Source organism: Achromobacter xylosoxidans A8, from assembly GCF_000165835.1.
Classification (GTDB): domain Bacteria; phylum Pseudomonadota; class Gammaproteobacteria; order Burkholderiales; family Burkholderiaceae_B; genus Achromobacter; species Achromobacter xylosoxidans_B.
Genome location: NC_014640.1, coordinates 2,339,819 through 2,354,096 on the forward strand (window position 1 = coordinate 2,339,819; position 14,278 = coordinate 2,354,096).

Consider the following 14,278-nt stretch of genomic DNA (forward strand, 5'->3'; position numbering starts at 1 on the left):
CCTCCTGGGCGGACTGCGCCCTTATCCTATTTACTAGTTCTTTTTCGCTTCCAGCTGCAGCACCGGAGCGATTCCATTTTCGGTATTTTGCGCTTCTCCGCAGACTTCTTCCAGCGTGGGCGTATTTTGCTGCGAAATCACGGCCGAGGCGACTCGCAATATTTCCGGGTCATTGCGGACCCTGGGCTGGCTGCGATCCAGCAGAAAATGATCCACCACGGGCGCCATCGAGGTATTGCGGGCATCGCAGGTCAGCACCCAAAGGCCTTCAGGGCTGCGTGTCGCCAGTCCCATTTCCGCCAGCGTTTCCAGCACTTCGTTCAGTTCGTCCTGGTGCAGCCGTAATTGCGCGGCCAGCAGATTGGTGGGCAGTCCTGGCGGATTGGCCGCCTGCGCCTGGCGTAGCGCGCGCAGCGCATCCACGGCATCCACAAAGGGCGCGCCGGGATAGCGGTTGATTTCCCAGCGGCCCAGGCGGATAAGAGGCGCGCTGGAAGCCAGGATCGCCCCCAGTAGCACGGCCAGCCACGACAGGTAGATCCAAAGCAGGAATATCGGCAGGGTGGCGAATGCGCCGTAGATCACGGTGTAGGTGGGGAAGCGCGTCAGGTAATAGGCGAACGCCGACTTCATGATTTCCAGCACGACCGCGGTCACGCAGCCGCCGACCAGGGCGTCGCGCCAGAGGACCTCGCGGTTCGGGACCATGACGAACAGCGTGGCGAAACCGAGAGCGGTCAATATCAGCGGGATGAACGACACCGCGACGCTGAGGGCTTCAGGCACGTCCCGGACCAGGCCCAGTGATTCGCGCGCCACGAACGAGGTCGCCCAAAGGCTGGCGCCGGCCACCACCGGCCCTAGCGTGATGATGGCCCAATACACCAGCGCGCGCTGCCGCAGGGGGCGTTGGCGCGTCACATGCCAGATGTCGTTGAACGCCTTGTCGATCGTCATGATCAGCAACAGCGAGGTGATCAGGAGGAACACGCCGCCGATGGCGGTCAAGCGCGAAGCCTGACGCGCGAACTGGTTCAGGTAATCCATGATGTTGTCCGACACGGACGGGGGCATCAGGCTGTTGGTCAGGAAATCCTCGAGCGCGACGCGGAATTCCTGGAATACCGGAAAAGCCGTGAATAGAGACAGGACCACGGCCAGCATCGGCACGATGGCCAGGACGGTGGTGAAGGTGAGGCTGGACGCCACTTGCAGCAGTTTTTCTTCGCCGGCGCGTTCGGCGCTGAAGCGCACGACGCGTCCGGCCCGCGCGATCCATGAAGAGCGCGGGGTCGAGTGCTCGGTGGCCGCCGGCGTAGTGGCGGCAGGCTCGGCGGGGCGATTCATCAGGCGATAATAGCAGCATGAACCCCGAACTCAATCCCCGTTTGCGCCTGCTGGCCTCGGTTTCGCTGTTCGCCCTGATCGTGCTGTGCGTCACCTGGGAAACCGTGGTGGCGCCGGTGCGGCCCGGCGGCTCCTGGATGCTGCTCAAGGCCCTGCCGCTGGCGTTTCCGCTGCGCGGCATCCTGCGCGGCAATCTCTATACCTACCAGTGGGCGTCCATGTTGTCGCTGCTCTATCTGATGGAGGGCGCGGTGCGGGCCATGTCGGATCCGGCCCCGCTGTCCGTGCTGATGGCCTGGGGCGAGATCCTGCTGTCGACCATTTTCTTCCTTAGCGCCATTTTCTATGTGCGACCCGCCAAGCGGGCCGCCAGGAGGCAACGCGCATGAGCGCCCAGAAGCTGTCCGACCTGCGCGTCGTCAATTCCTTTGCCGCCTTGCCTGCGGCGTTCTACTCCAGGCTCGAGCCCCAGGCCTTGAACAATCCGCGGCTGTTGCACGGCAATGCGCAGGCGGCGGAACTGATCGGCCTGGACCCGTCCGCCTTGTCCACGCCCGAATTCCTGAGCGTGTTTTCCGGCGCCCAGCCGCTGCCGGGCGGCGACACGCTGGCCGCGGTTTACAGCGGCCATCAGTTCGGCGTCTGGGCTGGCCAGTTGGGCGATGGGCGCGCCCATCTGTTGGGCGAGGTCGAAGGTCCCCAGGGCAATTGGGAATTGCAGCTCAAGGGCTCGGGCATGACGCCGTACTCGCGCATGGGCGACGGCCGCGCGGTGCTGCGCTCATCGGTGCGCGAATACTTGGCCGGCGAGGCCATGCATGGCCTGGGCGTGCCTACGACGCGCGCGCTGGCGCTGGTGGTTTCCGACGACCCCGTCATGCGGGAAACCGTGGAGACGGCCGCCATCGTTACGCGCATGTCTCCCAGTTTCGTGCGTTTCGGTTCTTTCGAGCATTGGTCGTCACGCCGACAGCCCGATATGCTGAAGACGCTGGCGGACTACGTCATAGACCGCTATTACCCGGAATGCCGCGCGACCGGCGCGGGCGAGGTTTCAAATGACGTGGCGCCCTATGTGAATCTCCTGCGCGCCGTTACGCGGCGCACGGCGTTGCTGATGGCGGACTGGCAGGCGGTGGGCTTTTGTCACGGCGTGATGAATACCGACAATATGTCCATACTGGGGCTGACGCTGGACTATGGCCCGTACGGTTTCATGGACGGTTTCCGCCTGGGCCATATTTGCAATCACTCGGACTCGGAAGGGCGTTATTCCTGGAACCGCCAGCCGTCCGTGGCGCTATGGAATCTTTACCGCCTGGGAGGCAGCCTGCACGCGCTGGTGCAGGACGTGGAGAGTCTGCGGGCGGTCCTGGACGAATTCGAGGCGGTCTTCACGCGTGCCTTCCATGACCGCATGGGCGCCAAGCTGGGCCTGGCCGCATGGCAGCCGGCCGACGAAGCGCTGCTGGACGATCTGCTCAAGTTGATGGACGCCAATCAGGCGGATTTCACATTGACCTGGCGGCGCTTGGCCGATGCCCTGTCGGGCCAGCGCGCTGCGTTCGCAGACTTGTTCATCGACCGGCCGGCGGCGGGGGCCTGGCTGGACCGCTTGGTGGAGCGGCATGCGCAGGATGGACGGCCGGTGCAGGATGTAACTGCGGGCATGAATCGCGTGAATCCGCTTTACGTGCTGCGCAATCACTTGGCGGAGGAGGCGATCCGGGCGGCTAAATCGGGCGATGCCGGCGAGATCGACACCTTGATGAAGCTCTTGCGCAATCCCTACGAGGCCCAGCCCGGCCATGAGCGGTATGCGGCATTGCCGCCGGATTGGGCAGGCAGCCTGGAGGTTAGTTGTTCCTCGTGATAACGGCCGCCAGCCGTACAAACCAGAGCAGGGTGCAAGCGGTTTTCCCGGGATTTACGGGAAAATAACTATTTGGACAAGGAATATCGCAGTTTTTTTCACTGCAATCATTCGTTTCCATTGTAAAAGACGTAAGATTGTCGCCAACGGAATACCCGGGACGCTGCGTCTGCGGGGCATTTGTCGATAATCTTCAAAATAAAGCACTCTAAATATGGCTGGCGCAGATGGTTTGCTGTGTATCGGTCTGCTTGAGGATGACGCGGACTTCCGGGAGGAGTTGGCGTTAGGCTTGGGTGGCTATGGTTTCCGGGTGGCATTTGCCTGTGACAATGCCGCGGCGTTTTATCGCCGGTTGCAGGAACAACCTTGCGATATCGTCATTCTTGACGCCCACTTGCCAGGAGAGGACGGTTTCTCCGTGGCGACCCGCCTGCGCGCCCTCAGTCCGGTTGGTATCGTCATGCTGACAGGCCGCAGCGCGCTGGAAGACCGGGTGCGCGGCCTGGAAGGCGGCGCCGATGTCTATATGACCAAGCCCGTGGATTTGCTGGAGCTCAGTTCGGTCATCCGCAGTCTGGCGCGCCGGATGCGCTTGGCCAAGACGCCGCGTCCCGTGGATGCGGAGACGCGCGCCACCGCCGACACCTCATGGTCCCTGCAGGACGGCGGATGGATTCTGGTGGCGCCCGATGGCGCTTCGCTGCATTTAAGCGCCCAGGAGCGCACCTTCCTGATCGCTCTGATGGATGCCGCCGGCAGCGCGGTCAGCCGGCAGGTCCTGGCGGAATTGTTCCTGCCGGACAGCCCAGGGGGCTTTGAATTGCGCCGTATCGATGTGCTGGTCAGCCGTTTGCGCGCCAAGGCACAGAGCGCGGGCCTGAAGTTGCCGGTGCTGTCGGTGCGCGGCCAGGGTTACGTGTTCGCTGCCTGAAAATGCCCGCGGCGGTCAAGCCGCTGGCGCGCTGGACGGCAAGGTGACGACGAAGCGCGTGCCCACGCCCACCTGGCTTTCCATGGTCAATGAACCGCCCTGGTTCTGGCAGATGCGCCGGGCCAGGTATAGGCCAATGCCCATGCCTTGAGTCTCCCGGTGCGCCGAGCGCCGGAAATGCGGTTCGAAGATCTTGGCCTGTTCCTCCACGCCGATGCCTGGGCCGCGGTCAGTGACGGCCACCCAAGCCATGGGAATGCCCTCCACCCGGGTTTCGCCGGTTTCGATGCGGACGGGTTCATTCGCTGGCGAATACTTGATAGCATTGTGGATCAGGTTGCGCACCACCACACTGGTCAAGGGGCGGTCGCAGTAGACCGGCAGGGAGGCGCCGGCCTGCAACATCAGCGCATGCGCCGTATCGGGTTGCATCGCGGTGACGACATCGCGCACCAGATCCGCCATGTCCGCTTGTTCGCCGCGCGGCGTCCACGCCTGTTCGCCCAGCCTGTCCTGATTCAGCAGCTGATCCATGAGTTCGGTCATGCGGGTGACCGAGCGATGGATGCGCGCCAGGCGGTTGTCCACGGCCTCGCCGCTTTCGGCAAGTATCATGTCCAGGGACTGGGCTGCCGCACTGACGGTGGCAAGCGGTGCGCGCAATTCGTGCGAGATTAGCGCGTTCATCTGGCGTTGCGTATCGAGTGCGCCGGCCAGTTCCGCCAGCCTTAGTTCGCCTTGGGCCACGTGTTCCGCATTGTTGTGTTCCTGGACTGCGTGTTTCACTTCCTGTTGCAGGCCACTGGATTGATGGATCGCGAGCAGAACCAAGGCGCTCGATACCAGCAGTAGTCGCGCCAGTTCGGCGACCGTTCCGCCCGCGCCCTGGGGCAACCAGGCGTCATGTCCCAGCAGCCAGACCGATATGCCATAAGCGCCAGCCAAGATCAGCGCGGCTGCGCGTGCGGGTGTTCTGCTTGCCCCGCGGATCAGGAACCAGATGGCCAGCGGCAGGCTGGCGATGGCGCAGGCGCCCGCGATCGCGGCCGATGCGATGCCGTTGCCTGGGTCGTAGGCGATGATCAGCGCCAGTATCGCTACTATCGTCAACGCCGCGCTGGCCCAGCGGCAGGCCGTCGCCAGCTTGGTGGCGGATGCTGCCGCGAGTAGGGGGGCGGTGAGGGCGAGCAAGGCCGCATAGGATCCGGCTTGCAGCGCTGCCGGCGGCAACAGCGTGGGCATGGAGCGGAATACGCCTTCGAGCAGCATGAAGGCCAACCCCGCGCCGTACATGGCATTGCGGGTGGCCGCCCATGCGACGGCACAGGCCACGCCGCAGGCTGCGGCGACGCCGGCCGTCAGGCCCAGATGCAGGTCTTCGTATGACGCGCCCACGCCATAGGCCAGGACCGCGTCGGGGCCGAGCAGGGCGCACAGCAATAGCCCCAGGCGGGGCAGGATGACTGGCCGAACCGCGGGGGCGTCACCGGCGCGGCGCGGGCGCAAAGGCCAGCGTGTGCGAAAAAGCCAACAGATGCGAAGCAGCATGCCTTCCGTCAACTGGAACCCCAGGGATGATCTGGTGCGAGTTCGTGCGTATGGGCGGAGTTTACGACAGGCCCGCGCATGGCATGGACGCCGATGCTCGCCAGGACGTTCTGCGTGGCGAGATCAGGCACGTCTTCGGCGTAGACATCGATATTCAGCGCTGCGGCTGTCGCCACTACGGTGGCGGCGAGGTGCTGGCTGCCCGGGCTGTGGAGCAGGCCTGTGATGAAGCCGCCACATAGCTTCAGGTATGACAAGGGGAACTCATGCAGATGCTCGATGGCGCCGAATTGGTACGACAGCCGGCTTACGCCGACCCGTGCGCCGGCGGCCACGATGATGTCGCAAAGCTGGTGCAGGTCCGCCCCTTGCGCTGCAAGGGCTGCCGCATCGATTTCCACGATCAGGCGTGCGCTCAGGGCGGGGCGGTCAGCCAGCATGCGTTGCAGTCTGGACTGGAATGATGGCTGGGCGATCGAGGCCAGCGATATCGGCACTGCCAGCGCGCCAGGACGCGCGAACAGCCAGTCCAGCCCCAGGCGGATGGCTTGTATGTCGCACTCGGCGGCCAGGCCGAGGCGGACCGCGGGGGGCATGAAGATCGAGGCCGGCACGGGATCGGCGCCGGTGGTGTCGTGCAGGGTCAGGCTGGCTTCGTGGTGCAGCAGGCCGCCGGACAGATCGTGCAGAGGTTGCACGGACAAGGAGAATCTGTGTTGTTCGAGTGCGGTAACCAGGGCGTCGTGCCAACTGTACTCGCCGATGTGCGTGCTGTCCGGCGCTCGGCTGGCCGGCGCGATCTGGTCGTCGTCGGCGCTTTCGGCGCACATCAGGGCGTGGTCCAGGCGCGCCAGCGTGTCGCTCATGCCGTCTCCTGGCGCGTAGGAAGCCATCGCCAGGGCCCAGCGGCAGGACTCATGCTTGTCCATCGGTACACGTAGGGCGCGCAGTTCGCGTCGCACCCGCTCGGCCAGCAGGCTGGCTTGCGGCGCCGAGCTGCGGGGCAGCAGCAGCGCAAAATCAGAACCGCTGATGCGCGCGAGCATGGCCGCCGGCCCGCCGAATTCGGCGACCAGCTTGCGCAGCCGGTCGGCGGATGAGCGCAGCCACTGGTCCGTGAAGGCGCGCGAAAGGTGCCGGTTGATCTGCGCCAGGTCGCGTTGGCGGAACATCAGCAGATGGCCGCCGGCTTCGGGGTCCTTGTCCGCCAGCGCCAGCCTGAACTGATCGACAAAATACTTGCGATTGTGCAGCCGGGTGATGGGGTCCTTGTAGATCTCGCTCTGAAGCGATTCGATCCGGGCATTTTGTTCCTGGACGGTGGCGGCGACCATGCGCTGCGCGTCCACCAGCGCCTGATCGACGCCCGCCAGCTCGCACGTGCCGTTCAAGGTCTTACGGTTGCCCGGGGCCAGCGCGCGCACGCGTTCGCAGATGTCGCGAGAGGTGCGCGCTTCCATCCGCCGCGCGAGATTGAGGGAGAACAAGACCCACAGCAGGCCTGCGGCCAGCACCAGCCCCAGGACCCGCACGCCGCCTTGCCACAAGGTGTCGCGGGCTTCCCGCGAATCCGCCTGCACGGTGACGATACCCCGCGAACTGCCGTCCGGTGCCGCGTAAGGCCGCGACACGGCGGGCGCTTCCATGCTCAACCAGGCGTCGCGCCAATCGTGCTCCCTGGACTGAGAGTCGGTTTGCGGCGTTTGCCGTTCGATGGCGGGCGCGCCCCTTTCGTCGGTAATGCGTACCAGCGCGTAATCTCCGCCCGCGTACAGATCATCCGCCAGCGCCATTCGTTCGTCGGGGCCAGCCGCAGCGTGCGACAAGGCCCAGGCGAGCGCGTTGGCGCCGTCGTCGCTTTGCTGCGTCAACTGCGAGCTCAGATAGCGGTGCGCCGCCAGCATCCCCACCGCCTGCGCGCCGAACAGGACGAGGCCGATCAAAAGTGTGGTGAAGAAAAGTAGCCGGCGGAATGTGGACATGTATTGGGAGGTTCCCTTCCTGGCCGCTGCGTGGCCTGAACTGAGGACTGCCAGGTGTCCGGTTGGAACGGCGTCGGATCGCGATCAGCGCTAGAAGGCCTGGATACGGGGTGTGACACAAGTCACTAATACATCAGTGGAACAGCAATTCTACATGTCACAGAACGTGCCGAATATTACTAAATTCATGCCGCAAGGGGGCAAGCTGTGCAATTATTTCGGTGCGGCCCGGTTTTGAATGACAACTATCGAGACAGGGTGTATTAATTTTTCGGGTGTAGCTGTCGTAAGTAGTAGGGCGAGCATGGCATCAAGGGCCGGCGCTAGCCTTCGTGGCCTATCCCGAACCTTCCGTGAGCAACCAGAATAACCGTAGGAATACAGGGGAAAGAGGCGCGTTGCCTCTGAAGTGTGGCGTTTTTTGCGAAAATAATGCATATTTTAAAAAATGTTACAGTCCTTGGGTTCCTTTTCGAACCGCAACGCCAGGGGCTTATGGATAGGGGGCTTCGTGCGTGAGAGTTACCTGCTCGCACTGTGCCTGACGCTTGCGGGCGCACTTGTAGCGATATGCTGGGTCTTCGTGCGCAGGGAGCGCCTGCTGCGTCAGCGGCTGACGCGCGATGAATTGACCGGTGTCCTGAATCATCAGGAATTGCACCGGCGCGCCCGCGCTTGGCTCAACAATGCCGAGGGCCGCTCGCGCCGCGGCGCATTCTTCCTGGTGAGCTTCGAGCAGTACGCCGAGATCAGCGCCATGTTGCGCGCGGGCGAAGATCAGGCCCTGTTGGTGCAGGTGGCCAACCGCCTGGGCCTGATCTGCCGATCCATGGGCGGCATGGTGGCGCGCTCCGGGACGGATGCGTTCACCGTATGCGCACCCGACGTGGATGAAACGGGCGCGGCCCAGGTGTCGGCCAAGCTGCTGGAAGCCCTGAGCGCGCCTTATGAATTGGGCGGGCGTCCGCTGATGGCCATGTTCCGTGTCGGCACGGCCCTGTATCCCGAGCATGGCCGTAGCGTGGAAGAGCTGCAGCGCTGCGTGCAAGTTGCCTTGCTCCCGCTGAAGGAGCGCGGCGGGCCGGGCTGGAACCTGTTCGATTTCCGCATGCTGGCGCGCCAGCGTGACCAGCAGGGGCTGGAAAACGACCTCCGGCTGGCGCTGACCACACCCGCCATGGAGCAGTTCGAACTGTATTACCAACCGGTCTGTGACAGCGGTACCGGCATGGTGCAGGGATGCGAGGCGCTGCTGCGCTGGCATCACCCCGTGCTCGGCAGCGTGTCGCCTGCCGTCACCATCGAACTGGCCGAACGCAGTGGCCTGATCGTGCCGCTGGGGGCCTGGATACTGGAACGGGCATGTACGCAGGCGGCGCTATGGCCGGCGACCTGGCGCGTGCATGTGAACCTGTCGGTCAAGCAGATGAACGAGGACGGTCTGGTCGAACTCGTGTCGGATGCGCTCGCTGCCGCCAATCTGGCGCCGCGCAAACTGGTGCTGGAAATCACGGAATCACTGTTCATCCTGCACTACGAACGTCATGTGAAAATCCTGAACACGCTGCGGGCGATGGGCATAGGCGTGGCGTTGGACGATTTCGGCTGCGGTTATTCCAGCCTGAACCACCTGCGTTGCCTGCCCATCGATTGGGTCAAAATCGACCGCAGCTTCATTTCCGCGCTCGAGTCCGATGCCGGCAGCCGCGAAGTGGTGTCGGCGCTGTTCGGCCTGTGCCAGGCGATGCATCTGCCCGTGGTGGCGGAAGGCGTTGAAACCGAGGGCCAACGAGAGATCCTGAAGTCCCTGGGATGCCGGGTGATGCAAGGTTTCCTGTTGGGACGTCCCGCGCCGGCCTCCGAAATCCAGGCTTTGGCCTCGGCGGTGTCATAATCGGGGTTGCTTGCAAACCCGACCTCTCGACTCCCTATGCCCGGCAACACCCTAGGTACCCTCTTTACCGTCACCAATTTCGGCGAATCCCACGGGCCGGCCATCGGTTGCGTCGTGGATGGCTGTCCTCCGGGACTGTCGCTGGACGCTGCCGATATCCAGCTCGAACTGGACCGCCGCCGTCCTGGCACGTCCCGCCACGTGACGCAGCGCCAGGAAGCCGATCAGGTGGAAATCCTGTCTGGCGTATACGAGGGAGTGACGACGGGCACGCCTATCGGCCTGCTCATCCGCAACACCGATGCGCGCAGCAAGGATTACTCGAACATCGCGGATACCTTCCGTCCGGGCCATGCCGACTACGCCTACTGGCGTAAGTTCGGGGTGCGCGACCCGCGCGGAGGCGGCCGCTCGTCGGCGCGCCTGACGGCGCCGACGGTAGCGGCGGGCGCCATCGCCAAGAAGTGGCTGGCAGAGCAATACGGTGTCAAGGTGCGCGGCTACATGAGTCAGCTTGGCCCCATCGCGATTCCCTTCGTTTCCTGGGACGAGGTCCCCAATAATCCGTTCTACGCGCCCAACGCCGAGGTCGTGCCGGAACTGGAAGCCTACATGGACCAATTGCGCCGCGACGGCGACTCCGTGGGCGCCCGGATCGAAGTCGTGGCCGAGAACCTTCCCGCGGGCTGGGGGGAACCGATCTATGACCGCCTGGACGCCGACATCGCCCACGTGATGATGGGTTTGAATGCCGTGAAGGGCGTGTCGATCGGCGCGGGCTTCGACAGCATCGCACAGCGAGGCTCGGAGCACGGCGACGAAATTACGCCGGACGGTTTTTTGACCAATAACGCCGGCGGGGTGCTGGGCGGCATTTCAACCGGTCAGCCAGTCACCGTGTCGCTGGCCATCAAGCCGACCTCCAGCATCCGGGTCGAACGCCGCTCCGTGAATCGCGCCAACGATCCGGTCATGGTGCAGACCCTGGGACGCCACGATCCTTGCGTCGGCATCCGCGCCACACCCATCGCCGAAGCAATGCTGGCGCTGGTCCTGATCGACCATGCCTTGCGCCACCGCGGTCAGTGCGGCGATCCGGTAGTCTGATACGCTGTCGTTCTTCGAATCGGCTGGGAGGCCTGCCATGAACCGGAAACGTCATCTGCTGCGCAATGCGGGCGCTGCGCTCGCGCTGGCGGCCCTGGCGGGCTGCACCGGCATGAACACCACGCAGTCGGGCGCCATCGGCGTCAACCGGACCCAATACATGTCCAGCATGGTGCCTTCGCAAGCGCTGGAGCAGGAAGCCACTCAGCAGTACGCCGACATACTCAAGCAGGCGCAGGCCAAGGGCCTGCTGGACCGTGACGCCCAACAGGTTGCGCGGGTTCGCACCATTTCGCAGCGGTTGATCGCGCAGGCGGGAATCTTCCGGCCTGACGCCGCCAGCTGGAAATGGGAAGTGCATGTGCTGTCCAGCAACGAGATCAACGCCTGGTGCATGCCGGGCGGCAAGATCGCCGTCTACACGGGGCTGCTCGGCAAGATCAAACCTACGGACGATGAGTTGGCGGCGGTGCTGGGCCACGAGATTTCGCACGCCTTGCGCGAGCATGCGCGCGAGCGCGTATCCCAGCAGATGGCGACCAACCTGGGGCTGTCGGTGTTGGCTATCGCCACTGGGTCTTCCGCGGCGTCCGACCTGGGCGGGCAGTTCACCAGCGTCATGTTCACGCTGCCCAATAGCCGCACGCATGAAACCGAAGCTGACCGCATGGGCGTGGAGTTGGCAGCCAGGGCGGGCTACGACCCGCGCGCCGCCGTGACGCTGTGGCAGAAGATGGGCGCCGCCGATCAGGGCAGCGCCCCGCCGGAAATCCTGTCGACCCACCCCTCGGCCGCATCGCGCATCAGCGATCTGCAGGCCGCCGCGCAGCAGGTGCTGCCGCTTTACGAACAATCGAAAGGCAAAGCCTCCCGCTAAGGCTGCTGCGGCGGCCGCGGTGGCTTTTGACCGGGGTCTTGGCTGTGGCCGCCTTAGGCCGCGGCCGTCTTGACACCGGGGCCGCGCATGATACCTATGCCCAGCCTGGCCAGAATGCGCTGCGTTTCGGCGTCCGGCACATCCTCGGCATAGACCGCGATCTTCAGGTTGCGTGCGGTTTCCAGCACCGAAGCCGTCAACTGCTGGCTGCCGGGGCTTTGAGACATGCCGCCGACGAAGCCCCCACCCAGTTTCACGTACGACAAGGGCAGCGTGTGCAGTTGCGCCACCGCGCCGAACTGCTGCGCCAGGCGGCGCACACCGATATGCGCGCCGAACTCCGAGGCGACGCGGGCCAGCGTCGCGATCTGCTCGTGGCATTCCACCAGGCCGTGCGCGTCGATTTCCAAGTACAGGCGGCGCGCCAGCGGCCGGTGTTCGGTCAGCAGCAGGGCCAACTGGCGGAAGAATTTCTGGCCTCGCAAGGAGGGCAGCGCCACTCGCACGGCGAGTTCGCCGGTGTTGGCAGCCAGCCAATCCAGCCCCAGGCTGACGGCCTCCAGGTCGCAATCGGCCACCAGGTCCAGGCGCACCGCCGGCGGGATGAACAGCGTGGCGGGAATCGGCACCTGATCGGCGGCAGTGCGCATCATCAGCATCGCTTCGGTGCGGACGATGCTGCCATCGGTGGCTTGGAGGTTTTCCGTGGACAGCTCGAAACGGTGCTCTTCCAGCGCGGATTGGATTGCGTCCTTCCAGGCGCGTTCACCCGATTCCGAAGGCGACTGCATGTCGGTCGCGCCCGCGATCACGACCTGGTCGTTGCCAGCGCTTTCCGCCCGCATCAAGCCGAAGTCCAGGCGCGCGAGCACCGGGCCGGCCTGGCTGCCGTGGCCATAGTCGGTCATGGCCTGCGCCCAGCGGCACAAATGCCCTTCACCCACGGGGATACGCGAAGCGTGCAGGTCGGCGCGTACCTGCTCTGCCACCATCATGGCCTGGGGAGCCGCGCAGCCGGGCAGCAGCAAAGCGAAATCCGAGCCATTCAGGCGGGCCAGCAGGGGCGAGGCCACATGCATGCTCTTGAGGGTGCCGCGGATGCGCTCGCAGGCCGCGCGCAACCACTGGTCGATGAACTCACGCGGCATATGGCGGTTCAGGTCCGCCAGGTCGCGCTGGCGGAACACCAGCACGTGGCCGCCGTCGATGCTGCGTCCCGTCGCGATGGCATGGGTTTCCAGCGCACGGCGGAACTCGTTGACGAAGTACTTGCGGTTAGGCAACCCGGTGACCGGATCTTGGTTCAGTTCCAGCTCCAGCGATTCGATCTTGGCGTTCTGCTCTTCGACGCTGGCATGGATGCGTTCGCGGGTTTGATTCAGGGCCTGCACCACCCCGGACAGTTCAGGCACGCGCGCCTCGACCTGCTCGGTCGGCGATTCCTGGCCGATGCTGCGCACGTGGTCGCTGATTTCGCGCAGCAGGCGATTCTTGATCCAGCCTACCAGCATGAAGGCAAACACGGCCCACAGGATGCCGGCACCCACCACCAAGGCGATCATCTTGAGGCTGCTGCGCCACAGGGCTTCCCAGGCATAGGCGTCGTTCGCGATCAGCGTGACTTCGCCAATCTGACGCCAGCCGTCGCTGACGGCATGGCTGGCCGATTGCGCCGTCAGTGGAGCCAGCGCCTGGAACCAGGCGGGAACCGACGCCGCGGTGGCCGTGGATTTCCGTTCGATCAGGACCTTGCCTTCCGGATCGGCCAGGCGTACCAGCGAGAAGTGTCCGCCGTCGTACAGCGCCGATACCAGCAGCTCTTGCACGACCGGATCATTGTTCGCGGGCTGCGAGAGCGACAACGCCAGCGATACCGCGGCATCGGTGCTCTGCACCTGCAGTTGGCCTGACAGGTATTCCCTGGCGGAGTTCACGCTGAGCGCCAGCGTGCCCAGCAGGATGACGCCGATGGCAAGGGTAACGCTGAGCAATAGCTGTCGAAGTATGGACATAGTCTTATTTCCGGACATCAGGGGCGCACGCCTTCCCGTTCCATGCGTTGAAGTAGATCACGCCAGCGGCTGAGACGGTCAACCGGCGCGGCGGGTTTGCCATCCACGTAGACGCCGTCGGCATTGAAACTGAATACCGGCGTCAGGTCGCGACGCTGAGTGGCGGGCAAAATGGTCGAGATCAGATTGTCCAGCACCAGCGGCACGGCGTTGGGAGTTTCGTAATAGCCCAGCACCATGTGGGCGATCTGGGTGCTGCTTGCGGCGCCGCCGATCCGTGCGCGGACGTAGATGAAGCGCAGCTTGTTGGCCGGCACGCCCAGCGCCAGCAGCGTGAAGTACTTGCCGATAACGTAGTCTTCACAGTCACCAGCGCCTCTGCCCAGCGATTCTAAGGGCGTGGCCCAATAATCGGCCTGCTTCCATATGGTGATGTCCTCGCCGGACATCAGGGAGCGGTTCCAGAAATCGTTGGCCTGCGTCAGCGCGCCTCTTTCCTGGGCTGGGGCGGGGCTGCGCATCAGCTGCAACCATTCTGACACCGCTTTGGAGCCCTTCGCGCCATAGCGGCTGGCCGACAGGCTTTGCAGCCGGTCGGCATTCACTTCCAGGGCGGAACTTCCGCCCCAGCCGCAAGCCAGGCATAGCAAAGCCAATCGGCACAGATTCAGCGTGCGGCGGAAACGGCGAGACGATGGCATGAA

At 64.4% G+C, this 14,278-nt stretch carries 11 protein-coding genes; 6 read left to right on the top strand and 5 right to left on the bottom strand.

Annotated features, from left to right (window positions below):
• Window positions 1-33 precede the first annotated feature (33 nt).
• Complete coding sequence (locus AXYL_RS11000) at window positions 34-1,347, bottom strand: YihY family inner membrane protein (protein ID WP_013392864.1); 1,314 nt, start codon at window positions 1,345-1,347, stop codon at window positions 34-36.
• Window positions 1,348-1,364: 17 nt separating this feature from the next.
• On the opposite strand from AXYL_RS11000, the gene AXYL_RS11005 reads away from it, so the two are divergent.
• The 3 genes from AXYL_RS11005 to AXYL_RS11015 all read left to right on the top strand — a co-directional run bounded on the left by AXYL_RS11005 (window position 1,365) and on the right by AXYL_RS11015 (window position 4,154).
• Complete coding sequence (locus tag AXYL_RS11005) at window positions 1,365-1,736, top strand: DUF2069 domain-containing protein (RefSeq protein WP_013392865.1); 372 nt, start codon at window positions 1,365-1,367, stop codon at window positions 1,734-1,736.
• Window positions 1,733-3,220, top strand: coding sequence for a protein adenylyltransferase SelO (locus AXYL_RS11010; protein ID WP_013392866.1), 1,488 nt, complete (start codon window positions 1,733-1,735; stop codon window positions 3,218-3,220). The genes AXYL_RS11005 and AXYL_RS11010 overlap by 4 nt, the downstream gene beginning before the upstream one ends.
• Window positions 3,221-3,434: 214 nt before the next feature.
• Window positions 3,435-4,154, top strand: coding sequence for a response regulator transcription factor (locus AXYL_RS11015; protein WP_013392867.1), 720 nt, complete (start codon window positions 3,435-3,437; stop codon window positions 4,152-4,154).
• A gap of 15 nt (window positions 4,155-4,169) precedes the next feature.
• Here the strand turns inward: AXYL_RS11015 and AXYL_RS11020 are convergent, their stop codons facing one another.
• A complete protein-coding gene (locus AXYL_RS11020) occupies window positions 4,170-5,660 on the bottom strand; it encodes a sensor histidine kinase (RefSeq protein ID WP_237709994.1) in 1,491 nt (496 codons plus the stop codon).
• Window positions 5,661-5,710: 50 nt separating this feature from the next.
• Window positions 5,711-7,684, bottom strand: a complete 1,974-nt coding sequence (locus AXYL_RS11025) for an EAL domain-containing protein (protein ID WP_013392869.1) — start codon at window positions 7,682-7,684, stop codon at window positions 5,711-5,713.
• 511 nt (window positions 7,685-8,195) lie between these two features.
• Between AXYL_RS11025 and AXYL_RS11030 the strand changes: the two genes are divergently transcribed.
• The 3 genes from AXYL_RS11030 to AXYL_RS11040 are packed head-to-tail and all read left to right on the top strand — an operon-like array spanning window position 8,196 to window position 11,562.
• The gene (locus AXYL_RS11030; protein WP_013392870.1) at window positions 8,196-9,578 is read left to right on the top strand and encodes a putative bifunctional diguanylate cyclase/phosphodiesterase; all 1,383 of its coding nucleotides are present in this window, start codon (window positions 8,196-8,198) and stop codon (window positions 9,576-9,578) included.
• A gap of 36 nt (window positions 9,579-9,614) precedes the next feature.
• Window positions 9,615-10,685 (top strand): chorismate synthase, encoded by a 1,071-nt coding sequence (aroC, locus tag AXYL_RS11035; protein WP_013392871.1) that lies wholly within the window; start codon window positions 9,615-9,617, stop codon window positions 10,683-10,685.
• Between the two features lie 37 nt (window positions 10,686-10,722).
• On the top strand, window positions 10,723-11,562 hold the full coding sequence (locus tag AXYL_RS11040) for a M48 family metallopeptidase (RefSeq protein ID WP_013392872.1): 840 nt from the start codon (window positions 10,723-10,725) through the stop codon (window positions 11,560-11,562).
• 53 nt (window positions 11,563-11,615) lie between these two features.
• On the opposite strand, the gene AXYL_RS11045 is transcribed toward AXYL_RS11040, so the two are convergent.
• Both AXYL_RS11045 and AXYL_RS11050 read right to left on the bottom strand, forming a co-directional pair.
• Entirely contained in the window at window positions 11,616-13,574 is a 1,959-nt protein-coding gene (locus AXYL_RS11045; RefSeq protein ID WP_013392873.1) for a LapD/MoxY N-terminal periplasmic domain-containing protein, read from the bottom strand.
• Window positions 13,575-13,591: 17 nt separating this feature from the next.
• Window positions 13,592-14,275: a transglutaminase-like cysteine peptidase gene (locus AXYL_RS11050; protein WP_013392874.1), complete on the bottom strand. Its 684-nt coding sequence runs from the start codon at window positions 14,273-14,275 to the stop codon at window positions 13,592-13,594.
• Window positions 14,276-14,278 lie beyond the last annotated feature (3 nt).